Here is a 24,473-nt window from a genome sequence, read left to right as displayed (position 1 = left end):
CTAGTGTGTTTTTACTTGTTGGTTACGTTTGCTTAAAACTGCTTTGTATTCTTTAGGGAATACTTTTACGAAATGAGCAGATTGCGTTTTCCAGTCGCTTAAGATAAACTCAGCTACTCTGCTGTCTGTTAAGCGGATATGTGTTTTAAGCAATGCTAAAATACGCTCTTCATCTTCTGCCTGCAGTGGATCCAGGTCCACCATTTCTTTGTTGCATTTGCGTTCAAAAGTTCCGTTGGCATCATAAATCCAAGCAACACCGCCGCTCATACCAGCAGCGAAATTGCTTCCCGTGTCGCCAAGAATCAGCACTTCACCGCCTGTCATGTATTCACAACCATGATCGCCAACACCCTCAACAACAGCTGTTGCACCGGAATTACGTACAGCAAAACGTTCACCTGCTTTACCACGGGCAAATAACTCACCGGAAGTTGCACCATACAGCGCCACATTACCAATAATAATATTTTGTTCAGGAACAAAAGTGGAGTTGGAGAAAGGATAAATAGCCAATCTTGCACCCGATAGTCCTTTACCTACATAATCATTCGCTTCACCTTCCAAAGATAAGGTAACGCCACGCGTATTAAAAGCACCGAAACTTTGTCCGGCGGATCCTACAAATTTAAAGTTGATCGTATCCGGAGGCAAACCAGCGCTTAAATGAACTTTAGATATTTCATTAGACAACATGGTACCGATTGCGCGGTCTGTATTTTTTACATTGAAGCTGGCAAATACGGGTTCGTTATGATCGATAGCAGGTTGAGCAGCCGCAATCAACTGATGATCTAAAACCTGATCCAATCCATGATCCTGGCCCTCTGTATTATACAAAGGCAAGCCATTTTCTTCCGCTTTATACAATATGGCTGATAGATCAAGGTGTTTCAATTTCCAGTCTTCGGCAGGCAGTTCACGTAATTTTAAAATATCGGCCTGGCCAATCATCTCGTTAATGGTTCTGAAACCTAGTTCGGCCATAATCTCACGTAATTCTTCGGCAAGGAAATGAAATAAGTTCACTACATGGTCTGCATCGCCGGTAAATAACTTTCTTAGTTCCGGATCTTGTGTGGCCACCCCAACCGGACAAGTATTTAAGTGGCACTTACGCATCATGATACATCCTGAAGTTACAAGGGCCGCTGTTGCCACTCCCCATTCTTCCGCACCTAATAAGGCGGCAATGGCGATATCTCTACCGGTTTTCAGCTGCCCATCTGTTTGTAATATGATGCGGTTACGCAATTTATTTTTAACCAATGTCTGGTGCGCTTCTGCCAGTCCAAGTTCCCATGGTAAACCCGCATGCTGGATAGAGGTTAATGGTGAAGCGCCGGTACCGCCATCAAAGCCTGACACGAGAATTACATCGGCATGTGCTTTAGCTACACCAGCTGCGATAGTACCTACACCGGCTTTAGATACGAGTTTCACATTGATCCTGGCTGCACGGTTGGCATTTTTCAGATCGTAAATAAGTTGTGCCAAATCTTCGATCGAGTAAATATCATGGTGCGGAGGTGGCGAAATTAAACCTACACCTGGCGTGGAGTGACGAACTTTTGCAATCCAATCATCTACTTTGTGCCCCGGCAACTGACCACCTTCCCCTGGTTTAGCCCCCTGAGCCATTTTAATCTGTAACTCGTCAGCATTGGTTAAATAATAGCTTGTTACACCGAAACGTGCTGAAGCCACTTGTTTGATCGCTGAACGCATACTATCGCCATTTGGCAATTTCGTATAACGCATTTCATCTTCGCCCCCTTCTCCGGTATTGCTCTTTCCGCCAATGCGGTTCATGGCAATGGCTAAAGTAGAGTGCGCTTCATGAGAAATTGAACCGAAAGACATGGCCCCTGTCGCAAATCTTTTCAAGATTGACTCCGTAGATTCTACTTCGTTTAAAGGAACGGAAGGACGGCTATAATTAAATTCAAACAATCCACGGATGGTATAAGCCTGTTGTGTTTGCTCATTTACCAGTTTGGAATATTGCTTAAAGATATTGTAGTCGTTTCTACGGGTTGCATTTTGCAATAAGTGGATAGTTTGTGGGTTAAACAAATGTGCTTCACCTTTGCGGCGGAATTTGTATGTTCCGCCTGCCGGCAATAAGTTTTCCGTCTGCGTTAGCGGACCAAAACTGCGGTGATGTTTGATTAACGTTTCTTTTGCAATTTCATCCAGGCCTAAACCACCAATGCGGGAAACCGCGCCGGTGAAGTAAGTATTCACCACCTGTTTGTTTAAACCTAAAATCTCGAAAATTTGCGCACCCTGGTACGATTGCAGGGTAGAGATTCCCATTTTAGAGAAAATTTTAAGTAAACCGCTGTTTACCGCATAAATATAGTTTTTGGTAAGCTGTTCTGCTGATAAACCAGATTCCTGCTGAAAACCATTAATGGTTTCCAAAGCCAGGTAAGGGTTTATTGCCGTAACGCCAAAGCCCAACAAAGTGGCAAAATGATGTACTTCCCAAATATCACCAGCCTCTATCACAATGCCTACAGCACCACGGTACCCTTTGCGGATTAGGTGATGGTGTACCGCTGAAACAGCCAGCAATGAAGGCATTGCAGCATGTTCAGAATCGATAGCCCGATCAGTTAATACAATCACCTGGAAACCATCTTCAACCGCATCAACTGCATAACGGCACAAACGGTCTAAGGCTTTTGCCATAGCACCCGGTTTGCCATCAGCCCTGAAATAGGTCTGTAAAGTTTTTGCCTGGAAAACACCGGTATCGATACTTCTTAATTTCTCCAGTTCCTGATTGGTTAAAATCGGATGTTTAATGGCTACACAGTGTGCCTGCTTTGGCGTTTCTTCCAACAGGTTACCCATGCTGCCCATAAAACTGGCCAAACTCATCACCACTTTCTCCCTGATCGGGTCGATTGGCGGATTAGTTACCTGTGCAAATAACTGCTTAAAATAAGATGATAGGTGTTGCGGCCTTTTTGATAAAATAGCTAATGGCGTATCGGTGCCCATAGAACCGATTGGTTCTTTGCCTTCAATAGCCATTGGTTTAAGCAAAAGGTCCACATCTTCTCTGCTGTAACCGAAAACCTGCTGATATTTGAAAATAGATTCAGTAGATAAGCCCGTAAACATTACACGTGGTTCGGGTAATTCTTCCAGACGGATCTGATATTGGTTAATCCAATCGCCGTAAGGGCTTTTGCCACAAATTTCTTGTTTAATTTCGTTATCGCTGATAATTCTGCCCTGCTCCATGTCTACCACGAACATTTTGCCAGGCGTTAAACGGCCTTTTTCGATGATTGTGCTCTGATCAATGGCTAATGCGCCGGCTTCAGAACCCATAATTACCCGGTCATCAGAGGTAATCGCATAACGCGAAGGACGGAGGCCATTACGGTCTAAAGTAGCACCAATTAACTTGCCGTCGGTAAACGCAATCGCTGCAGGTCCGTCCCATGGCTCCATTAAAGTAGCATGGAATTCGTAAAATGCCTTTTTAACCGGATCCATATCCTCGTTGCCATCCCATGCCTCTGGTACCAACATCATTAATACATGAGGCAGGCTTCTTCCCGAGTGGAGCAACAATTCAATCACATTATCTAAGCAACCTGAATCTGAATTGGTTTCGTCGATTACAGGCAATAACATATCGAGTTCTTCCGGTGTAAAGTAAGTAGAAGCAAAAGACTTAACCCCTGCTCTAAACCAGTTTAAATTTCCCTGTAAAGTATTGATCTCGCCATTGTGTGCAATGAAGCGGAATGGTTGGGCCAGCCTCCATGAAGGGAAAGTATTGGTCGCAAAACGCGAGTGCACCAAACCTAAAGCAGAAACCATTCGCTTATCGGTAAGATCGGTAAAATAGGTACGTACCTGTAACGAAGTTAACTGACCTTTATATATAATGGTTTGTGCGGAAAGCGAAACAATGTAGAAATCTTTTCCGCCATGAACGGTATTGACGATCAGTTTGATCAGGTAATTTTTAAAGATATAAAGTTTGCGTTCGAAATCTGCACCTGGGGCTACCGCGTATGGGCGGGCAATAAATACCTGCTCAATCTCTGGCTCAACCGAGAGGGCCATGTTACCGATATCTGTAGTATTGACATCAACTTTTCTAAAACCCAAAATTTCCAGGCCTAGTTTTTCGGCAGCACGGTAAATCAGTTCTCTGCATTCTTCTCTGGATCTGATATCCTTTGGCATAAACAACATGCCAACACCATAATTATCGGTTTCTGGCAGGCTAAAGCCCGCTTTTAAACATTCGTCGTAAAAAAATTCGTGAGGAATCTGAATCATAATACCTGCTCCATCGCCTGTATTGGGTTCTGCTCCACATGCCCCTCTATGATCCAGGTTTTCTAAAATAGTAAGTGCATCAGAGATGATTTGATGCGATTTTCGCCCTTTCACATGTGCAACAAACCCAATACCGCAGGCATCGTGTTCAAATTGCGCATCGTACAATCCACTGTTTGGTTCCATTCTTTGCTCGTTAGTTGTTAGTGTATAGGAAACACTAAGATATGAAAAAGATATGTTAAATTACAGAGTTGACATGATTTTTGGAAAAATTTTAGTTCTTAGGTAATTTAAAGCGTTTAAATTTGAAAAATGGTAATTATAATTATTTTGTTTTATCAAATTGATAATGGCAATATTGGGCGATAAATCTACTTTTTTTATGAAAATTAAAGATAAATCGTTTCAATTATAATTTTAAATATGAATGTTGTATTTAAATATAAATAAACACATAAAACTTATTTAAATTGATAATTTAATTGGCATAAAAACTAAACTTCTCACTTTATTAATTTACTAATCAACTACATAGCTTAAAAGTGAAAAAAAATGCAAAAATGCGTTTTGCGAAACAACTTCTTTTTCTACCTTTGTGGCCGGGCAAGTCTTTTACGACCAGCTCCCTTTGAACTCCCCCAGGGTGGGAACGCAGCAAGGGTAGAAGGTTGTAGCGGTGCGATAGAAGGTGCTTGCCCTTTTTTTACCCCCTTAATCCCCTGAAGGGGGGATATTAAATTCTTCAGGGGTTCCAGCAACAGAACCTAATAATCATTTTAAGAATTTATAAACATGAAATTTTTTATTGACACAGCAAATCTTGATCAAATCAAAGAAGCGCAGGATCTTGGCATTTTAGATGGCGTAACCACCAACCCTAGCTTAATGGCTAAAGAAGGCATTACCGGCGATGAAAATGTAATCAACCATTATAAAGCAATTTGCGATATTGTTGACGATAATGTCAGCGCAGAAGTAATCTCGACCACTTTTGATGAAATTATCAAAGAAGGCGAAGCACTGGCAGCCTTAAACCCTAAAATTGTAGTAAAAGTTCCGATGATCAAAGATGGTTTAAAAGCCATTAAATATTTCTCTTCAAAAGGAATTAAAACCAATTGTACTTTAATCTTCTCTGCCGGACAGGCTTTGTTGGCAGCTAAAGCAGGCGCTACATACGTTTCTCCATTTCTAGGACGTTTAGACGATATTTCTAACGATGGTTTGGTTTTAATTGAAGATATCAGAACAATTTTTGATAACTACGGATACGAAACACAAATTTTAGCAGCATCCATCCGCGGGCCATTGCACATTGTAAACTGTGCGAAATTGGGCGCCGACGTAATCACTGCACCATTGGCTGCTATTGTGGGTTTATTAAAGCACCCGTTAACAGATAGTGGTTTAGCTACTTTTTTGGCCGACCATGCCAAAGCAGCAGGTAAGTAAGTTTTAAATTCAAAAGTCTTAAGTCTTAAATCGGAAACCCGATTTAAGACTTTTTTTTTATGGATAAATTAAGATGTATGATGGGAAATGGATCAATTGATGATTATGTGTTGCATTCTTTCGGACATCAGGAAACCAAGACCACTGCAGCTTAATACTTCAATTGCAGGCCAGATCAACTTGCAGATTACATCATTCACTTTCCCTCTCCCATTTTAAATGATCTTTTGGAGAGCAGAACCAGTGCCAATGGGTTGCTCCGGTCCTGCTTTCCATTATATTCCGGTGAATTTTCCGAAAAGATCAATTGCTTTAACACCGGAATGCCATTTCAATCAGGTCTAGGTTTCCGGGGGTACCTTAAGAAATCTCAATCGGCAAGCGCGAGGAAGGATTTCGTAATTTTTAAAGTCTGGAAGCTTTAGTAAGTCTTAAGTCCAATTTCCGTTATGACTTAAGATTTTTATGGGAAAGGTGATTAATGGGTGATTACTGGTGCTACACCGCTGCGTTTTCTATTTTGTATTTTTTGGAGAGCAGAACCAGTGCCAATGGGTTGCTCCGGTCCTGCTTTCCATTATATTCCGGTGAATTTTCCGAAAAGATCAATTGCTTTAACACCGGAATGCCATTTCAATCAGGTCTAGGTTTCCCGGGGTACCTTAAGAAATCTCAAAGGGCAAGCGCGAGGAAGGATTTCATAATGATTAAGTTGGGAAAACGCAATAAAATTTCAGAAGCTTCTGACTGGCAAAGTATTCATCCGGTCCGCTACTTTCCTTTCTTAGGTTCGTAAGTGATTGCTGGCATTCTGCGTTAACGATGGGAACGGCATCCTTTTTGGCTACCATCCTTAGATTAGCAAATGACAGCCAAAAAGATACAGTGTACAGCGTGTTAAAACGCCCAAATAAATCAATATCAAACCTTAGACGTAGATTTTCGGGCTGTTAAGGGCGGCCGCTAGACTAAAGATTCACGGCTAAGGACTTCCTTAACCTTCTCGTAACTAATCTGTTCATCCGGTTCGATTAAAATTCCCTTCACCCCTGCTCCGTTTGCAGCTTCTACATCTCTCGGCTTATCGCCGATCATGATAGATTGTGTAGGGTCAATATCGTACATATCAATGGCATCCAAAATCATTCCAGATGCAGGTTTTCTGCATTTGCACTCCCCGCCAACGGTGGGATGATGCGGACAATAATAAAAGCCGGCAATATCAGCGCCTTTAGCCAGGAAAGCATTGCGAAGCATTTGGTGCATAATGGCAAGTTCCTGCTCAGTATAACGCTTCAACGCAATACCGCCCTGGTTCGTAATTACAATTAATAGGTAACCCTCATCGAACAGTTTTTTCAGTACAGGAATTTGGTAATCCAGAATTTTAAAATCTTCAACACGGCAGATGTAATCGTATATTTCATGGTTAAGTACACCATCGCGGTCTAGAAAAATAGCTTTGTTCATTGTTGAGATTATGGATGTTGTGAAATCAATATCAAGATTTGGACATTAGGTATCCAGATTCGATCACTGTTATAATTTTGCCAAAATAACTGAAAATAAAGCACAAAAGAAAGCCCAGTCTCATTAAAGACCGGGCTTAACTCATAAATTTATTTGATTTTGCTTATTTCAAACTTAATCCTGCCTTGTGGCCTTTTATTGCAAAAAACAGGATGTATAAGTAACACGGCAATACCGTTAAAAGGTAAGCCAGTTGAAAATTAATATGCAATTTTTCATTCAGGAAAGCATATAATAATGGCATTAAGGCTCCCCCTGCTATACCCATAATCATAATGGCCGAACCGATTTTGGTGAATTTACCAAGATGGCTGATGCCCAATGGGAAAATCGCCGGCCACATCAGTGAATTGGCCAACCCCAATAAGGCTACAAAAATTACAGCAAACCAGCTGGAAATTATAAATGATAAAATAGTGAATATAATACCTAAAATAGCGCAAATCCTCAAAGCCTTTTGTTGAGAGATATATTTTGGAATGGTTACAATACCAATAATATAACCGATTAACATACTAAAGAGCGTAATCGACGTTAATTTTCCGCTAATCTCCGCTTTAATGCCTAATTCGCGGCCGTAGATTCCGATGATATCACCAGCCATAACTTCTGCCCCTACATACACAAAAATACAGAGTGCCCCTAAGAATAAATGTGGAAACTGGAAAATACTCTTGTGTTTTACCACTTCTCCTTTGCTTTCATCGATTACATCTTCCTCAACTTCAACCTCCGGTAAATTGGTAAATTTAATCAGTGCTGCGAAAAGGCAGAAAACTATGGCTAAAACAATGTAAGGCATATTTACACGGCCTAAAACGTCATTTAACAGCTGTTCATGAACTGCACCTGTAGCCGCTTTGATCTGTTTTTCCACTTCAGAAGCATTTTTCAAAAACAAAGTACCCATAATCAAAGGCACAATCATTCCGGCAAACTTATTACAGATACCGGCAATACTGATGCGTTTGGCAGCACTTTCAATCGGGCCTATAATGGTTAAGTAAGGATTTGATGCTGTTTGCAGCAAAGCCAATGCTGCGCCCTGAACAAAAATGCCGGTTAAAAATAAACCAAAAGTTCTGGTTTGGGCAGCCGGAATAAATATCAATGAACCCAGGCCTAAAATGACCAGACCTAAAACGATCCCGTTTTTAAACCCTACCTTTTTAAGTATCCACGATGACGGTAGGGCTAGAAAGAAATAAGCCATATAAGAGGCGAAGGTTACAAAAAACGCCTGTAAGTTTGATAAGCCAAAAGATAACTTAAAGAAAGGAATGAGGGTTCCGTTTGCCCAGGTTACAAAGCCAAAAATAAAAAATAAGGCACAAATAATAATAAGCGGTTTTGGTCCCTGTGTTTGGACTGGTTTTGTTGTTTGTTGCATAAGGTTTGGTTCGGTTTATTTGTTTATGCCAAACTAAACAATAATATTTAATTATTATGAGTCAGGGCTTTCGTAATTTTAATTTTAACATTTCTCTGTACCATCGTATATCGTGGATACAGATAGGTTAAGTTAAGGATGAAAAATATCAAAATGTATTTAAAACATAATGTCCGAATAATTAATTTGCCTATAAATCAATACACTACCGCGTTTATCTATTTTTTATTTGCATGAAACAGTCTGTACGCCTATATTTGCACCACTTTAAAGGAAACGGATAACGTTTTTAACAAAGTAGATTCCGTAGCTCAGCTGGTAGAGCATTACACTTTTAATGTAGTGGTCCTGGGTTCGAATCCCAGCGGGATCACGAAAAACCTCACAGTAATGTGGGGTTTTCTTATTTTAAGCCCGCTGGGGTTCGAACAAAAGTGCCGGCCAGGTTCGATTCTGGAAGGCTCAGGCTATGCGTTAAGGCCTGAAGCGACTGAGCCAATCCCAGCGGGATCACCAAGTTTTGACACCTTTCAGAAATGAAAGGGTTTTTGTTGATAACTCCATCTTTCCCGCCCGATGAATTTTTAAGGGACCAAATAATTTTTGAAAATCTTTATTATTTAAATTTTGCGCTGGGTTGCCTCCAGTACGAATCGTTATCAATTTCCCAGATAAGTTGCTATTGCACCCATCGTGTCGGACTTCTTAGCAGACCATAAGTAAGTATTTCAGTGGTTTGGATGAGCAATGAATAGTTATCAGCTAAACGATATCTGCAAAAGGAGTTGATTTGCAGACCTAATCGAACATAGCACCAATTATCTGTTCACATAAGCCAAAAGACAAAGTCATGCCGTTACCACCCAGTCCGTTAATGATGGTTACCCCATCTTCCGCGGTAAGAATTAATTCCGTTTCACCGTTAGTCATTTTAGGGTAGATTCCGTGCCAGGTCTGAACCACTTTAGTTTGTTTAAAAGTGCAGAAAGTCTTCAAATATTGCCATATCAGGTGGTTAATAAAGTCTTTATCGAAAGGATCATGAACCAGACCGTATTCATGAGAATCGCCAATGGTTATTTCTCCGGTGTGATGATATGGCCCATGCAGGCAACTACAAATTTTATCTGGAAAGGGCCAAACAGTAAGATGGCTACCTGGAAGCTTTATGGAAAATGATTCAGTCAGATCCATTTTATAAAGACCAGACAACCTTACTGATAACGTGCGACCATGGACGTGGCGAACAGCCATTGGATAAGTGGCGTGATCACGGCGCAGATGTGAACGGTGCAGAAATACCTGGTTTGCCGTATTAGGTCCGGATAGCCCTGCAAGCGGAGAAATCAAAACGGCCTCCATTACATATCATAAACAACTGGCGCAGACTATGGCTATACTTTTAGGTCTGGATTTTAAATCAAATGCAGGTCACGAGGTTGGAACGGCTATTCAAACCGTGTTCAAAAAACAGGTGGCAAATTAAATAAATTATTCATTTGTCGAGTGTTTTTTGTTTCCAAATGCCTTTCTGTATGCTATTGGCGTCATCCTGAATTCTTTTTTAAATAACCGTATAAAAGCACTCTCGTCTTCAAAGCCACATTGGGGAACGATATGGCCTATCGTGATGGTTGATTGTTTTAATAGTAAAGATGCTTTCTTTAATCGCAATCGCGTAAGGTACTGTAATGGTGCCAGTTCGTAGGCACTGCGGAAACAGCGTATAAAATGATATGGAGAAATATGTGCTAAGTCAGCCAGTTGCGCAATGGTGATTTTCTCTTCCGGGTGTTTGGTCATGTACGCCAATGCCCGTTTGAGTTTTTTATGCAGGTCTTTTTGGGTAGCCTCGTGCGTGGCCGGAATTTGTTTTGCGGTCTGATATTGTGGCAATTCAAACCAAGGCCTCTTTGGCCGTGTAGCCGGATAGCCCTGCTGCTCACGGAAGGCCTTACGCTCAGGTGTAAAATTCCACCAATTCAGTTTGCTATCCGGGTGCCTGGCAAAATGGACCACCAGCCGGAATTGGTCTTCCACACAAGGATCTACCCACACCCCTTTTTGCAATTCGTATTCATCGGTAAGCTTCGCGCCGTCTTTTCCTTTCAGGTCTTTTAGCGAATAATAGCCCATTCCAATCAGGTCGTGTGCAAAGCGTATACCTATGGAGGGCACACGCTGAAACTCGGATAGCGCAAATAGCTCCATCTCCCTGATTTTAGACGTATCAAGCAATTGCTGTAGCACCTCTACCTGATGCAGGTGCATTTCACTTTTTTTAATTTTCAGCGTACGCAGCTTTTTCGCTTCTGCAGGTGTTACCTCCAGCGGGTTAAGTACCTTTTTAATCATGTTCTGCGAAAGTTAGCAGGTAATTATTGTTGTCGCAAATGGAGAACTCGGTTGCACCATAAAAAGTTTTCTCCAGACCGGTAAGCACGTTGACCTGTTTTCTGACCTGCTCATAATATTCACGGATATTTTGCATACTCACATACAATAAAAGCGATCCGCCATCGGCACGATGCACCATCGGGAGCTTGCCTTCAATGCTGGCAAAGGTCTGAAACAGGAAAGTGACACTTTCTTTCGTCATCATCGCAAATACCTTTTCTCCTTCTGATGTAGTCACTTCATGAATTACACTGAAGCCAAGTTTGGTGTAAAAGGTTATTGTTTCGGCTAAGTCATTGACAAAAATGTTCGGTGAGATTGATTTCATAAATGGAATACGGGTTGGTTTAGTCAAAAGTAAAAAAAAGGTAAATTTGAGAATATGCCGATATTGCTAAAGTGGATTAAAACTGGAAGTAAACATTTGAAGGCCTAACTGATTAGGGAGCATTCTGATCCTTTGCTTACACTATTACCAAATACAATCTTCTATTTTACACTCTCTTATTTCATGATGTTTACTTTAACCGCTAGAAATGCAAGTATAATGGCAAGAAGGTTTAATGCCAATTGAAATATCAGCGTAATGAAAGTTGATGCGGATTTACTGGCGAAAAGATAAAAGCATAGTGAATGCGTTTGCACAAATAAATATGCCTTTTTAAGGTTAAAATTGATGTTTGTGATTAAAAAATCAATAAAATTTTTTAATTCAAATAAATAAACGTTAATTAGACATTTATTTATTGTTATGAGCACAGCAAACTATGTAATTGGAGTAGATTACGGGACAGACTCTGTCCGGTCTGTTCTAGTCGATACCTCAAATGGAAAGGAAATTGCCGCATCGGTTTTTCTTTACCCAAGATGGCAGAAAGGGTTGTATTGTAAACCCTCTGTTAATCAGTTCCGCCAGCATCCCTTAGATTATATTGAAGGTTTGATCCACACCATAAAAGATTGCCTGGCCAAAGCCGGAGGTGCAGAAATTGCACGTTTGGTAAGAGGGATTTCGGTTGATACCACTGGTTCCAGTCCGGTTGCTGTTGATGCAACAGGCACTCCCCTGGCTTTAACCCCTGGTTTCGAAGAAAACCCCAATGCCATGTTCGTACTCTGGAAAGACCATACAGCAGTTAAAGAAGCTGCAGAAATCAACGAGCATGCTACCCAGTTCAAAACCAATTATTTGAAGTATGTGGGTGGAATTTATTCTTCCGAATGGTTTTGGGCGAAGCTGTTGCGTACCTTAAGGGTAGATCAGTCTATACGAAATAGTGCGCAATCCTGGGTAGAGCATTGTGACTGGGTTCCGTTTTTACTTTGCGGTGGCAACGATGTAGCTAAGATGAAAAGAAGTCGCTGCGCTGCCGGACACAAAGCTTTATGGGCAGAAGAGTTTAACGGATTACCACCAGAAGATTTTTTTAGCAGTCTGGATCCGCTTTTGGCTGGTTTCAGAGAGAAATTATTTAATGATACGGATACTGCTGATGTTGCCGCCGGCACCTTATGCGAAGAGTGGGCAAGCAAACTGGGTTTAAGTACTGATGTAGTAATTGGTGTAGGTGCCTTTGATGCACATATGGGTGCAGTTGGCGGGCAAATTGAGCCTTACTATCTCAGTAAGGTAATGGGGACCAGTACCTGCGATATTTTAGTAGCCCCTAATCAGGATTTAGATGGTAAACTGATTAACGGCATCTGCGGACAGGTAAATGGTTCGGTAATTCCCGGTATGGCCGGTTTAGAAGCAGGGCAATCAGCTTTTGGTGATGTGTATGCCTGGTTTAAAAATTTAATCAGCTGGCCATTAAACAATTTATTAAAAGAATCACAACTTATTGATGAAGCCACAGCATTAGCTTTAAAGGAAGAACTGGAAGGCAAAATTATTTCCAATTTAAGTAAACAGGCTGAGGCTTTAGACGATGAAGATTATGCAGAACTGGCTATAGATTGGTTAAATGGCAGAAGAACACCCGATGCCAACCAGGAACTTAAAGGTGCTGTTACCGGTTTGGGTTTAGGTACCGATGCGCCGAGGTTTTTCCGCGCTTTGGCAGCTGCTACCTGTTTTGGTGCCAAAGCTATTGTAGATCGTTTTAAAGAACAGGGTGTACCGGTAAAGGGAATTATCGGTATTGGTGGTGTGGCTAAAAAATCGGCCTACATTATGCAAATGATGGCTGATGTTCTTGAAATGCCTATCCGCATTCACCGTTTTGAGCATACCTGTGCTTTAGGTGCGGCCATGTTTGCCGCAGTAGCGGCCGGCATTTACCCTAATATTGAGACTGCTATGCAGGCTATGGGTACTGGTTTTGAAAAAGAGTATAAACCTAATGTTAAAAAGCAAAAGCTTTACCGCCAGCACTATCAGCAATATTTAGGCTTGGGCCGTTACCTGGAGAAATATAGTAAGAAAGATGTAAAACCTTATTTGTCATGAGCAACTATCAGGATATAAAAGAACAAGCTTACGAGGCCAATATGCAGTTGCCCAAACTGGGATTGGTACTGTTTACCTTTGGTAATGTGAGTGCGGCAGACCGCGCGAAAGGTGTGTTTGCCATCAAACCCAGTGGGGTGCCTTACGAGGATCTGAACCCTGAAAAAATGGTCATTGTAGACTTTGAAGGGAAAACGGTTGAAGGTACGCTCCGACCTTCTTCTGATACGCAAACTCATGCTGTTTTATATAAGCATTGGGAAGGTATTGGTGGCGTGGTGCATACCCACTCTACTTATGGCACGGCCTGGGCACAGGCGCAAAAGGCCATCCCGATTTTTGGTACCACACACGCTGACCATTTAACAGTTGACATTCCTTGCGCACCTCCCATGGATGATGCCATGATTAAAGGAAATTATGAATATGAAACCGGTTTCCAGATTATTAATCATTTTGAAAGTTTAGGCTTAAGTTATAAAGAAGTAGAAATGATTTTAGTGGGTAACCATGCGCCATTTACCTGGGGTAAAACAGCCGGTAAAGCGGTTTATAATAGCGCGGTACTGGAAGCCGTAGCAAAAATGGCCTTATTAACACAGCAGATTAATCCGCAGGCACCAAAATTGAAAAATTCGCTGATTGAAAAACATTATGAGCGCAAGCATGGTGCCGGTGCTTATTACGGCCAGAAGTAGCGGGTTTGGAGTTTAGAGAATTTGAAAAGCAATTGCAGTAGCACTTAGGAAACGAAAGCCCCGCCATGCGTTATAGTCCTGGTGAAACCTGTGGAACAAGCAGGCATACCATAAATAAAAGACAAAAATGGCTTAAACCGGGAGCTGCCACTACTGTCGGGTTTAATCTGGCAAGGTTTACCAGGGTAACCTGAACCCGATTGAGTGAGTATGAGCCAAAGCGTAATTGGGCGAATGAACGGAAAAACGTGCCGGTGAATACGGAAACTTGCTTTTAAAAAAAAAGAATATAAATAATGGCCTGTGAAGACACAGAGCATGACAGATTATTAAATAAAAAACAACATAATTAGTAATGATTGATTTAAAAAAATTACAAGTATGGTTTATCACCGGTACACAACATTTGTATGGCGAAGAAACCTTAAAACAAGTAGCGGCACATGCACAGGAAGTTGCCGATTCTTTGAACCAGAATCAAAATATCTCGGTTTCGGTGGTATACAAGCCTATCGTAAAAACGACTGAAGAGATATTCGAGACTTTACAGCAGGCCAATATCGATGAAAACTGTATTGGAGTTATCACCTGGATGCACACCTTCTCGCCTGCCAAAATGTGGATCAGGGGTTTGAATGTATTGCAAAAACCTTTGCTACACTTACATACGCAGTTTAACCGCGATATTCCATGGAATACCATTGATATGGATTTTATGAACCTGAACCAAAGTGCACACGGCGATCGCGAATTTGGTTTTATGGTTTCGCGTATGCGTAAAGACCGTAAAGTGGTGGTTGGACATTGGCAGGATGAAGAAGTAGCGAAACAAATTGATACCTGGTGCAGGGCTGCTGCCGGATGGAATGATTGGCAAGGTGCCAAGTTTGTACGTTTTGGCGATAATATGCGCTTTGTAGCCGTTACCGATGGTGATAAAGTTGAAGCGGAAATGAAATTCGGGTTTTCGGTAAATACCTATGGTATTGGTGATTTAGTAGCTGTAATTAATGGAATTGATGAAGATGCTGTTCAGGCTTTATTAAAAGAATATGAAGCTACTTATGAAATGGCTGAAGATTTGAAAGCCGGTGGCGCGAGACACCAGTCTGTTTACGATGCAGCTAAAATTGAACTGGGACTACGCAAGTTTTTGATTGATGGTGGTTTTAAAGGTTTCTCTGATACTTTTGAGGATTTACATGGCATGATTCAGTTGCCGGGCATTGCAGCACAGCGTTTAATGGCTGATGGTTACGGTTTTGCCGGCGAAGGCGACTGGAAAACAGCAGCTTTGGTACGTGCATGTAAGGTAATGGGTGCTGGTTTACCTGGTGGAAATGCCTTTATGGAAGATTATACTTATCATTTTGACCCTGCAAATGCCATGGTTCTGGGCTCTCACATGCTGGAGGTTGATGCCAGTTTAGCATCAGGAAAAGCGAGTTTGGAAGTACACCCATTGGGTATTGGTGGTAAGGCTGATCCGGCACGTTTGGTATTTAACGTAAGTGGCGGTGATGCCCTGAATGCTTCTTTAATCGACATGGGGAACCGATTCCGTTTGCTGGTAAATGAAGTTAAAGCTGTTGAGGCCGAAAACGACCTGCCTAACCTGCCTGTTGCACGTGTACTTTGGAAACCACTTCCTGATATGAAAACGGGTTGTGCAGCATGGATTTATGCGGGTGGTGCACACCACACGGCTTACAGTCAGAATTTAACTACTGAGCACCTATCTGATTTTGCCAATATCGCCGGTTTAGAATATATTAACATTGGTGCCGATACCAAAATCAATCAGTTCAGAAATGAATTGCATTGGAATGAGGTATTTTATAAAGGCTAAGCTAAAAAAGCCTCCGATAATGAAAAGGCCGGTAACAATCTAAGTTATCGGCTTTTTTTTCAATCGTCTTCCTGAACTTGTTTCGGGATCTTTCTGCAGAAAATAATTGGTTTATGAATGCTGAAAAAAGGTGGTGTACCTTCAAAAGCCGCAGGTAAACCGGGCCGCAAATGCCGATTCTTTTTATTTTATGGCCTGGTCTTTTTTAAGTTCAGCTTTCCAGGTTCTGGATATTCAAAAGTGCCAGGAGTTGTACAGGTTAAGGGTTTTGATAATGTTTGTGAATTGTATAAATTGATTAATCGGTTAATGATTGGCATAAAACGGCAAACTGTTAAACGGCTAACTGATTAAGCGTTCGCCAAAGCCCGGTCTAAATGCACATAGCCGCCATCTACATGGATGATTTGTCCGGTAGTGTGACTAGAGCGTTCCGACATTAGAAATACCGTCATATTGGCGATTTCTTCCGCAGTGGTCATTCTGTTTTCTAAAGGGATTTTAGCCGTAATTTCGTTCAGTTTTTCCTGCGCATCGCTTAGCGTTTCGATCCAGGTTTCGTAAGCAGGTGTCCAGCATTCTGCCACTACCACGGCATTTACCCTGATACCATATTTTAAAAGTTCAACAGCCCATTCGCGGGTGAGTGCATTTCTACCGCCATTCGCTGCAGCATAGGCTGATGTGTTACCCTGACCGGTTTCAGCCGTTTTGGAAGTAATGTTTACAATGGCCCCTTTGCTTTTAATCAGTTCCGGCAAGGCATGGTGTGCCATCAGGTAGTAATGCACCACATTTTTGTGTAATGAAGCCATAAACGCTTCATAATTGCCACTCTCCAGGCCTACACCATCATTTACACCGGCATTGTTTACCAAGCCATCAATCCGGCCGAATTTAGCTACAACTTGGCTGACTACCTTTTCGCAATCTTCGGGTTTGGAAAGTTCGGCTACAAACTGGTCGGCTTTTTTACCCTGGGCGGTAATTTCGTCGACCGCTTTTTGGTTATCTGCCGCTTTTCTGCCTACAATTACGGCAATAGCGTTTTCTTTGGCAAATACCTCTGCTATACTACGGCCAATACCTTTGGCAGCACCGGTAATGATGATTACTTTTTCTTTTAACTGTAAATCCATATTTGTTTTTTTACTACAGATTCCAATATGAGCACGGATCATTTGCTAAATCAAAATGTGCGTTCATCTTTTTATCTGTTGTTTATTCTATTAATTGTGTTCTGCTTTTTTTGGGCAATATTTTAAATTTATGAATTTTTCTCACTTTTTAAGTGCCTTTAATGGTATTTCATATATCCCGTAACTGCTGTGAATTAAACCGATGGGTATTTGGAGCATTTCGCTCAGAAGCGACCTAATAATAAACAGTACCGAAATTAGGAATAGTTTCCGATTCAGCAGGTTTTATAACAAAGGTTTGCTGTTTTACTGTCTTTTGGTAATGGATGTGAAACGGCGTAAAACCCGATGTTCGGTTTTGAAGATGACTGCATTAACGCCAATAACGGGCTGACTTTCGGATCCTTCATGGGGGTTTCCATGTTCTATTGGTTTTTGCAGAACCAAAACTTCAGCGATAAAAATACCGTTCCGTATCAGTTTTTTACCAACAATTCAGATAAATATTTTTTCGAATCTGAAAACGTAATATTTACATGACTTCGTTCTAAGTAATAAATATCAATGTAATTTGTATGTTTAAAATTCTAAAAGATAAGATACAACCAAATTAACCTGTATGAAAGAAAATGATTCGAAATATCAGGCGCCGGCTTTAGATAAAGGGCTTGATATTTTAGAGTATCTGTCAATTCAATCCATTCCTGTGTCGCAAACTGAAATTGCTATTGGTATTGAAAAGACGCCGAATGAAATTTACCGCATGCTGATGAGTCTGGAGAGCCGGGGTTATATCTTACGAGAAGAAGTTTCCGGGAAATACCGGTTATCGCTTAAACTTTTCCACCTTTCGCATCGCCACTCCCCTATTGATGAGTTGAGGAAGGCTGCACAATTTCCCTTAGAAGAACTGGCAAATTCGGTGCGTCAATCGTGCCATCTGAGTATTATCTATATGAACCAGGTACTGGTAATTAATCATGCCAAAAGTCCCGGACCAATTTCGCTTTCTATTGAAGAGGGAAATCTGTTTCCGTTACTGCTCACTGCATCGGGTAAAGTATTGCTGGCCTACCTGTCTGAGGTTGAAAGAAATACAGTACTTAAGAATAATGCTATTTTTAAAAAATATGCCAAACCACTGCAGGAAGATTTTCTGGATTCCCTAACCGAGATTCAGCAAAAAGGTTTTTATTTTAAACACAGCGATACTGTTTCGGGTATAACCGACATGTCTGTGCCAATTGGTATTGCCAGTAACAACGGCATCATTGCCTGTTTAACCATTTCGATGCTGAATGCTTTACACGCCGGTCAGACAATTGACAGCGAGGTAATTTTAGCCGAAGCCAACAAATGTGTTAAGAAGATTGAGAAAAGGATTGGGTTTTAAATTTATTCAAACTGGCCCTTATAACTCACCCTTAAAAATAAGGATTCTATATGGTAGCTGGTTATCATATTATTTAAATATAAAAGCAATATTCAAATATCAGTAAACCGCCATTCAGATTTTGTGAAATTTGTATCAGGTAAAGCTCATTTCAAGCCTTGCAGTTGTTATAAGAATATCTGTTGATATTTAGATCAGAAGATCAAATTTTTAGTCAACAATATTTATTTTATTTGTAGTCGTATTCTAATCAATTATAACATTTTGCTTCTTTTAGGTGCTATCAGACATAAATTATAATATTACCGGATGCCAAATGAAAAAAGTAAATTACACCATCAATTATTTTAAATAACAAACATGTTTTCACTCAAAAATAAAAAAGCGGTAGTTACAGGCGGTGGAAGTGGAATTGGTAGGGCTATTGCAACCATTCTGGCCAGGCAGGATGCCGAAGTACACATTATTGAACTGGGTATTGCACAGGCGCAAGATACACTCGATGAAATTAAAGCAGCCGGCAAACAGGCTTTCAGCTATGCCTGCGATGTTTCTGATCACCAGTCGGTTAAAGCTGTTTTTGAACAGATCGGTAGTATCAATATTTTAATCAATAATGCTGGCATTGCACATATTGGCAAAGCCGATACTACTGAAGAAAGCGATTTTGACCGGGTAATGCGTGTTAATGTTAAAGGTGTTTACAATTGTTTGTATGCTGCTATTCCGAAAATCCGTTTAGCAGGTGGCGGTGTTATTATTAATATGGCTTCTATTGCTGCATTAATTGGCCTGCCAGACCGTTTCGCCTACAGTACAGCGAAAGGTGCGGTAAAAGCCATGACCATGAGTGTAGCCAAAGATTATATTAGCGAAAACATCAGGTGTAACTCGATCTCTCCGGCGAGGGTACACACCCCTTTTGTAGATGGCTTTTTACAAAAAAACTATCCGGATAATATCCCTGAAATGTTTGAAAAATTATCCAGAACACAACCCATCGGTCGCATGGCAAAACCCGAAGAAATCGGGGCGCTTGCGTTATATTTATGTAGCGATGAAGCTGCGTTTATTACCGGCTGTGATTACCCGATTGATGGCGGATTTACTACCTTAAACAATTAATATTCTTTTTAATACAACATATAACCTTTTAACATGAAATTAATACGATTTGGCGAAACAGGAGCAGAAAAACCCGGAGTAATTATCGGCGATAATTATTTCGATGTATCGGCATTGGTAAGCGACTATAACGAAGCTTTTTTTGGTGGTGACGGCTTAGAAAAACTAAAGTCGGCTATTGCATCTGCAGATCTGCCACCGGTAGATAAGGGTGTACGGCTTGGTCCGGCTTTGGCACGCCCTTCAAAAATAATCTGTGTAGGCTTAAATTACAAAGACCATGCAGCCGAAACCAATGCCCCTATTCCAACCGAGCCGATCTTATTCTTTAAAGCCACCTCGGCTATTGTAGGCCCGAATGATGATCTCATTATCCCTAAGAACAGTAAAAAAACCGATTGGGAGGTAGAATTGGCAATAGTTATTGGTAAAAAAGCCAGTTATGTAACGGAAGAAAATGCTTTAGATCATGTTGCAGGTTATGTATTGCACAACGATTACAGCGAGCGCGAATTTCAGTTAGAGCGTAACGGACAATGGGTTAAGGGAAAAAGTGCTGATACTTTTGCACCAATCGGGCCGTTTATAGCCACCCAGGATGAAATTGAAGACGTACACAACCTTCGCCTTTGGTTAACCGTTAACGGGAAAACCCTACAGGATGGAAATACCTCAAACCTGATTTTCAACGTACCATTTATGGTTTCGTACATCAGCCAGTTTATGACGCTTCTACCAGGCGATGTGATTACCACAGGTACGCCTGCTGGTGTAGGCTTAGGACAAAAACCGGAGCCATGGTATTTAAAACCAGGTGATGTGGTTGAGTTGGGTATCGATGGTTTGGGGACCAGCAGACAAATGGTTAAAGCTTACGGCGGGAACTGATGAACAGATATGGCCCGACACCTGAGCTGCTTAATGATTAAAGCTTGTTGAAGAGTATATCCATCTCGTCAATCGGTTTGGCGCGAAATTAAAGCAAGTATCAGATCATCCTGTATCGAAAACATGAAAATAGCTCACCGGCAACCGTTTATTTATGATGATGTAGATAAATGAAAGCTTTTCTTTCGAAGCTAAAGGTTCGGCCGATCTGACTAAACCGAATGTACAGGAATGGGAAATCCTGATGCTGAAATTCCACCAGGCTTTACCAGGAGCCAGACCTGGAGAAAAATAGATCCTGATGAACCATATATTTAAACTTTAATACTTTTACAGAATGATTGATACCCACGTACATTTTTGGAATTTCGACCCGGTTAGGGATAACTGGATTAACGACGACATGCAAATCATTCGCAAAGATTTTGCTCCGGAAAATCTTGTGGATATTTATAATGATTTAAATATTGAGGGATGTATTGCCGTGCAAGCGAATCAGTCGGAAAAAGAAAACCATTTTCTCCTGAAACTGGCAGCCGGGCATGAAATTATAAAAGGTATTGTGGGTTGGGTTGATTTGCTCGATCCCAACCTGGACGAACGGTTAAGCTATTGGCAAAATTATAAAACCATTAAAGGCTGGCGGCACGTGTTACAGGCCGAGAGCCCTGATTTTATCCTGAACCCTGCTTTTATTGCAGGTGTTAAACAGTTAAAAAAATACGAATATACCTACGATTTGTTGTGTTATCACAATCAATTGGAAGCCATTATAAAAATGGTTGATCAGATTCCAGAGCAGCCGTTTGTATTAGACCATTGTGGCAAACCGGATGTAAAAAGTCAGGATTTAAAAGAGTGGACTGAACATATCAAAACTTTGGCCGGAAATTCAAATGTAAGATGTAAAGTGTCAGGACTTTTAGCTGAAGCCGATTGGCAAAATTGGACGGAAAAAGAATTATTTAACTGTTTTGATGTCATATTTGATACGTTTGGCCCTGAGCGTGTCATGTATGGTAGCGATTGGCCGGTAATGCTGATCAGCAGGCCTTATCAGGATTGGTTTAATCTGGTCAATAAATACACTGAAAGATTTACCGTAACAGAAAGAAAAATGATTTTCTCAGATAATGCAAAAGGATTTTATGGCATTTAAAGCCTGTTTTTTTTATTTTATTTTGAAGAGTATCAGGCAATTGGATTTGCAGCAAAAATATGGCCGATCGTACAGGGCGGAGACTGGCATATAGGGTATTGGTTTTCGGTTTTTGCAGGCAAAAGGCTAAGACAATAAATTAAAAATGAGCAAAAAAACTACTTTTCCTTATCACTCTCAATATCCTTCGGTAGCAGACCTTAGAAGTAAGGCAAGAAAAAGAATACCCAAATTTGCGTTCGATTATTTAGAAGGTGGCTGTAATGAAGGACTAAATCTGGCCCGTAACGAAACCGATTTTGATAACATCTATCTAAAGCCTAACTATTTGCGTGTTGGTGGAGACATTGATATGTCGGTTGAGCTTTTTGGGCGTAAATATAGCGCGCCTTTTGGCATTTCCCCTATCGGTTTACAGGGTTTAATGTGGCCTAATGCACCAGAAATTCTGGCCAAAGCAGCTGCCAGGCACGATATCCCCTATATCCTGAGTACGGTATCTACCAGCAGTATAGAACGGATAGCAGAAGTTTCGGAGGGTAAAGCCTGGTTTCAGCTTTATCACCCCACCGAAAATAAACTGAGGGATGATATTTTATCACGTTTAAAGGCGGTTGAATGTCCGGTTTTGGTTGTATTGGTAGATGTTCCCGCTTTTGGATTAAGGTACAAAGAAATTAAGAGTGGCCTTTCTATCCCCCCAAAAATGTCGGTTAGTAATATTTTACAGGCTTTTGCCAGGCCGTTATGGGGTATTAAAACACTACAGCATGGCATACCCTCTTTTGCCACCTTAAAACCATATATGGAAAAGGGAATGGACATATCGCAGCTGGGACAGTTTATGAACAGAACCTTTACGGGAAAAGTTGATATTGAAAAGGTTTCGGCTATCCGAGAAATCTGGAAAGGACCATTGGTATTAAAAGGTATAGCCACCGATGAAGATATGCAGGCCGCGATACAGATCGGTGTTGATGGCGTTATTGTTTCCAATCATGGCGGGCGACAAATTGACGCAGGTGAATCATCGATCAACTCTTTAATTAGACTGGCAGGAAACGATGCTTATCAATCAAAACTTAAAATCATGTTGGATGGAGGAATCCGTTCGGGTGTTGACCTGGCGAGGGCACATGCCGTAGGTTCTGCCTTTAACTTTATGGGCCGTCCCTTTATGTACGGAGTTGGGGCGTTGGGCAATGAAGGTGGAGATCATACCATCAATATGTTTAAAACCCATTTGTATCAGATTATGCAGCAGCTTACCATAGAAAAAATTTTTCAATTCCCCGAAAGGTTACTGGAAGTATAAAACGTCATGGCCAGCTTGATTCTGATCAGAAGGCAATCTGATGTAAAACAAAAGACCCCGGATGTTTAAAAAAACGCCGGGGTCTGAGTAAAACTTACCGTTAACCAATTTAAACAGTTAACCGATTAATCCTATTTCGAGAACTGATAAGTTGTACTTGTTTTATACGTTTCGCCAGGTTTAAGTACAGTAGAGGCAAAATTAGGGTGGTTTGGTGCGTCAGGGAAATGTTGTGTTTCCAGGCAGAATGCCGAGCGGTGTGGGTAAGCTTTGCCGCCTTTACCATCCTTATCAGCCCCGGTTAAGAAATTACCGCTATAAAACTGCAAGCCTGGTTCAGTGGTGATCACCGATAAAACAATTCCCGTTTTGTTACTTTTTACGATAGCTACGGGTGTTTTACCATCGTGGTGGGTCAAAGCAAAGTTATGGTCGTAACCTTTACCAAATTTTAACTGCTCATCCTTATCGTCAATCTGCTTGCCGATTAATTTCGCTTTGTTAAAATCAAAAGCAGTACCGGCAACAGGCTGTAATTTTCCTGTTGGAATCAAGGTCGAATCAACCGGTGTGTAGGCATTGGCATCGATCATCAGTTCATGATCCAAAATGGTACTATCGCCTTCACCGTTTAAGTTAAAATAAGCGTGGTTGGTTAAGTTTACAATAGTATTTTTATCAGTAGTTGCTTCGTAATCAATTTGCAGTGCATTATCGTCAGTTAATGTATAAATCACCTTTACATCCAGTTTACCCGGATAGCCTGCCTCACCATCTTTAGAAACATAACTCAATTCGAGCCTGGTGCTATCTAATTGTTTAGCATCCCACACTTTACCAAAAAAGCCATCAGTACCGCCGTGCAGGGTATTTACGCCATCGTTAAGCTGTAACTGATATGTTTTTCCGTCTAAAGTAAATTTGCCTTTGCCAATGCGGTTTCCGTAGCGTCCAATCAAGGCACCAAAAAATGGTTCACCTTTTTTACGGTAAGCCCCTATGCTATCGTAACCCAGTACTACATCGGTTAATTTATTGTTTTTATCGGGTACCAGCAACGAAACTACCCTCCCGCCATAATTCGTAATGGATACAGAGGCCCCTTGTTTATTTTTTAAGGTATAAAGTTTAACCGCTTTGCCATCAATGTTGGTGCTGTATTTTGATGAATCCTGCAGGGTGCTTCCCGCTGTACCTTTATCGGTTTTAGAATTACATGCGCTAAAAGCAAGGGCGAAACATAACGTAGCCAGTGGTAATGCCTTAAGAAATTGTTTTTTCATCAGTTATTATTTTTTAAGTTGATGAAGCGATCGTGATTTTTACATAGCAAAACTCCTGACGCTTGCATATAGATTTATTTTTGGTT

General features: G+C 41.1%; 17 protein-coding genes, 1 tRNA gene and 1 other RNA gene. 11 read left to right on the top strand and 8 right to left on the bottom strand.

All coding sequences use genetic code 11. The annotated features are described in order from the left end of the window. Window positions 1-4,500, bottom strand: a complete 4,500-nt coding sequence (gene gltB, locus ACK1I8_RS08355; protein WP_412468875.1) for a glutamate synthase large subunit — start codon at window positions 4,498-4,500, stop codon at window positions 1-3. 418 nt (window positions 4,501-4,918) lie between these two features. Between gltB and ffs the strand changes: the two genes are divergently transcribed. Next, window positions 4,919-5,018: signal recognition particle sRNA small type (gene ffs, locus ACK1I8_RS08350), an RNA gene on the top strand. A gap of 91 nt (window positions 5,019-5,109) precedes the next feature. Then, window positions 5,110-5,769, top strand: coding sequence for a fructose-6-phosphate aldolase (gene fsa / locus ACK1I8_RS08345; RefSeq protein WP_378936904.1), 660 nt, complete (start codon window positions 5,110-5,112; stop codon window positions 5,767-5,769). A 963-nt stretch (window positions 5,770-6,732) separates the two neighbouring features. Here fsa and ACK1I8_RS08340 read toward each other — a convergent pair. Both ACK1I8_RS08340 and ACK1I8_RS08335 read right to left on the bottom strand, forming a co-directional pair. Continuing rightward, a complete protein-coding gene (locus tag ACK1I8_RS08340) occupies window positions 6,733-7,239 on the bottom strand; it encodes a D-glycero-alpha-D-manno-heptose-1,7-bisphosphate 7-phosphatase (RefSeq protein ID WP_412468874.1) in 507 nt (168 codons plus the stop codon). 163 nt (window positions 7,240-7,402) lie between these two features. Then, window positions 7,403-8,689 carry a sugar MFS transporter gene (locus ACK1I8_RS08335; RefSeq protein ID WP_412468873.1) on the bottom strand — a complete coding sequence of 429 codons (1,287 nt, stop codon included), beginning with the start codon at window positions 8,687-8,689 and terminating at the stop codon, window positions 7,403-7,405. Between the two features lie 300 nt (window positions 8,690-8,989). On the opposite strand from ACK1I8_RS08335, the gene ACK1I8_RS08330 reads away from it, so the two are divergent. Further along, window positions 8,990-9,062: transfer RNA gene (locus tag ACK1I8_RS08330), tRNA-Lys, on the top strand. A 425-nt stretch (window positions 9,063-9,487) separates the two neighbouring features. Here ACK1I8_RS08330 and ACK1I8_RS08325 read toward each other — a convergent pair. The 3 genes from ACK1I8_RS08325 to ACK1I8_RS08315 all read right to left on the bottom strand — a co-directional run bounded on the left by ACK1I8_RS08325 (window position 9,488) and on the right by ACK1I8_RS08315 (window position 11,414). Then, entirely contained in the window at window positions 9,488-10,051 is a 564-nt protein-coding gene (locus ACK1I8_RS08325) for an FAD-dependent oxidoreductase (protein ID WP_412468872.1), read from the bottom strand. A 129-nt stretch (window positions 10,052-10,180) separates the two neighbouring features. Next, window positions 10,181-11,044, bottom strand: a complete 864-nt coding sequence (locus ACK1I8_RS08320) for a helix-hairpin-helix domain-containing protein (protein WP_412468871.1) — start codon at window positions 11,042-11,044, stop codon at window positions 10,181-10,183. Next, window positions 11,037-11,414: a VOC family protein gene (locus ACK1I8_RS08315; RefSeq protein ID WP_412468870.1), complete on the bottom strand. Its 378-nt coding sequence runs from the start codon at window positions 11,412-11,414 to the stop codon at window positions 11,037-11,039. The genes ACK1I8_RS08320 and ACK1I8_RS08315 overlap by 8 nt, the downstream gene beginning before the upstream one ends. 423 nt (window positions 11,415-11,837) lie before the next feature. On the opposite strand from ACK1I8_RS08315, the gene ACK1I8_RS08310 reads away from it, so the two are divergent. The 3 genes from ACK1I8_RS08310 (at window position 11,838) to araA (ending at window position 16,085) form a co-directional block, all read left to right on the top strand. Beyond that, window positions 11,838-13,538, top strand: coding sequence for a ribulokinase (locus tag ACK1I8_RS08310; protein WP_412468869.1), 1,701 nt, complete (start codon window positions 11,838-11,840; stop codon window positions 13,536-13,538). Then, window positions 13,535-14,236: an L-ribulose-5-phosphate 4-epimerase gene (locus tag ACK1I8_RS08305; RefSeq protein ID WP_412468868.1), complete on the top strand. Its 702-nt coding sequence runs from the start codon at window positions 13,535-13,537 to the stop codon at window positions 14,234-14,236. The genes ACK1I8_RS08310 and ACK1I8_RS08305 overlap by 4 nt, the downstream gene beginning before the upstream one ends. A 355-nt stretch (window positions 14,237-14,591) precedes the next feature. Then, window positions 14,592-16,085 carry an L-arabinose isomerase gene (gene araA, locus ACK1I8_RS08300; RefSeq protein WP_412468867.1) on the top strand — a complete coding sequence of 498 codons (1,494 nt, stop codon included), beginning with the start codon at window positions 14,592-14,594 and terminating at the stop codon, window positions 16,083-16,085. A gap of 350 nt (window positions 16,086-16,435) precedes the next feature. Here the strand turns inward: araA and ACK1I8_RS08295 are convergent, their stop codons facing one another. Next, window positions 16,436-17,224, bottom strand: a complete 789-nt coding sequence (locus ACK1I8_RS08295; RefSeq protein WP_412468866.1) for an SDR family oxidoreductase — start codon at window positions 17,222-17,224, stop codon at window positions 16,436-16,438. A 619-nt stretch (window positions 17,225-17,843) separates the two neighbouring features. Here ACK1I8_RS08295 and ACK1I8_RS08290 point away from each other — a divergent pair. The 5 genes from ACK1I8_RS08290 (at window position 17,844) to ACK1I8_RS08270 (ending at window position 23,104) form a co-directional block, all read left to right on the top strand. Beyond that, window positions 17,844-18,617, top strand: coding sequence for an IclR family transcriptional regulator (locus ACK1I8_RS08290; RefSeq protein WP_412468865.1), 774 nt, complete (start codon window positions 17,844-17,846; stop codon window positions 18,615-18,617). A gap of 360 nt (window positions 18,618-18,977) precedes the next feature. Then, window positions 18,978-19,742 (top strand): SDR family NAD(P)-dependent oxidoreductase, encoded by a 765-nt coding sequence (locus ACK1I8_RS08285; RefSeq protein ID WP_412468864.1) that lies wholly within the window; start codon window positions 18,978-18,980, stop codon window positions 19,740-19,742. 33 nt (window positions 19,743-19,775) lie between these two features. Next, on the top strand, window positions 19,776-20,630 hold the full coding sequence (locus tag ACK1I8_RS08280) for a fumarylacetoacetate hydrolase family protein (protein WP_412468863.1): 855 nt from the start codon (window positions 19,776-19,778) through the stop codon (window positions 20,628-20,630). 337 nt (window positions 20,631-20,967) lie between these two features. Continuing rightward, window positions 20,968-21,789, top strand: coding sequence for an amidohydrolase family protein (locus ACK1I8_RS08275; RefSeq protein ID WP_412468862.1), 822 nt, complete (start codon window positions 20,968-20,970; stop codon window positions 21,787-21,789). A gap of 145 nt (window positions 21,790-21,934) precedes the next feature. After that, window positions 21,935-23,104, top strand: coding sequence for an alpha-hydroxy-acid oxidizing protein (locus tag ACK1I8_RS08270; RefSeq protein WP_412468861.1), 1,170 nt, complete (start codon window positions 21,935-21,937; stop codon window positions 23,102-23,104). Window positions 23,105-23,235: 131 nt separating this feature from the next. Here the strand turns inward: ACK1I8_RS08270 and ACK1I8_RS08265 are convergent, their stop codons facing one another. After that, entirely contained in the window at window positions 23,236-24,387 is a 1,152-nt protein-coding gene (locus tag ACK1I8_RS08265) for an aldose epimerase family protein (RefSeq protein WP_412468860.1), read from the bottom strand. Window positions 24,388-24,473 lie beyond the last annotated feature (86 nt).

It is taken from the genome of Pedobacter sp. KLB.chiD, assembly GCF_047040275.1.
GTDB lineage: Bacteria > Bacteroidota > Bacteroidia > Sphingobacteriales > Sphingobacteriaceae > Pedobacter.
This window is presented reverse-complemented; position numbering and strand designations above follow the sequence as displayed.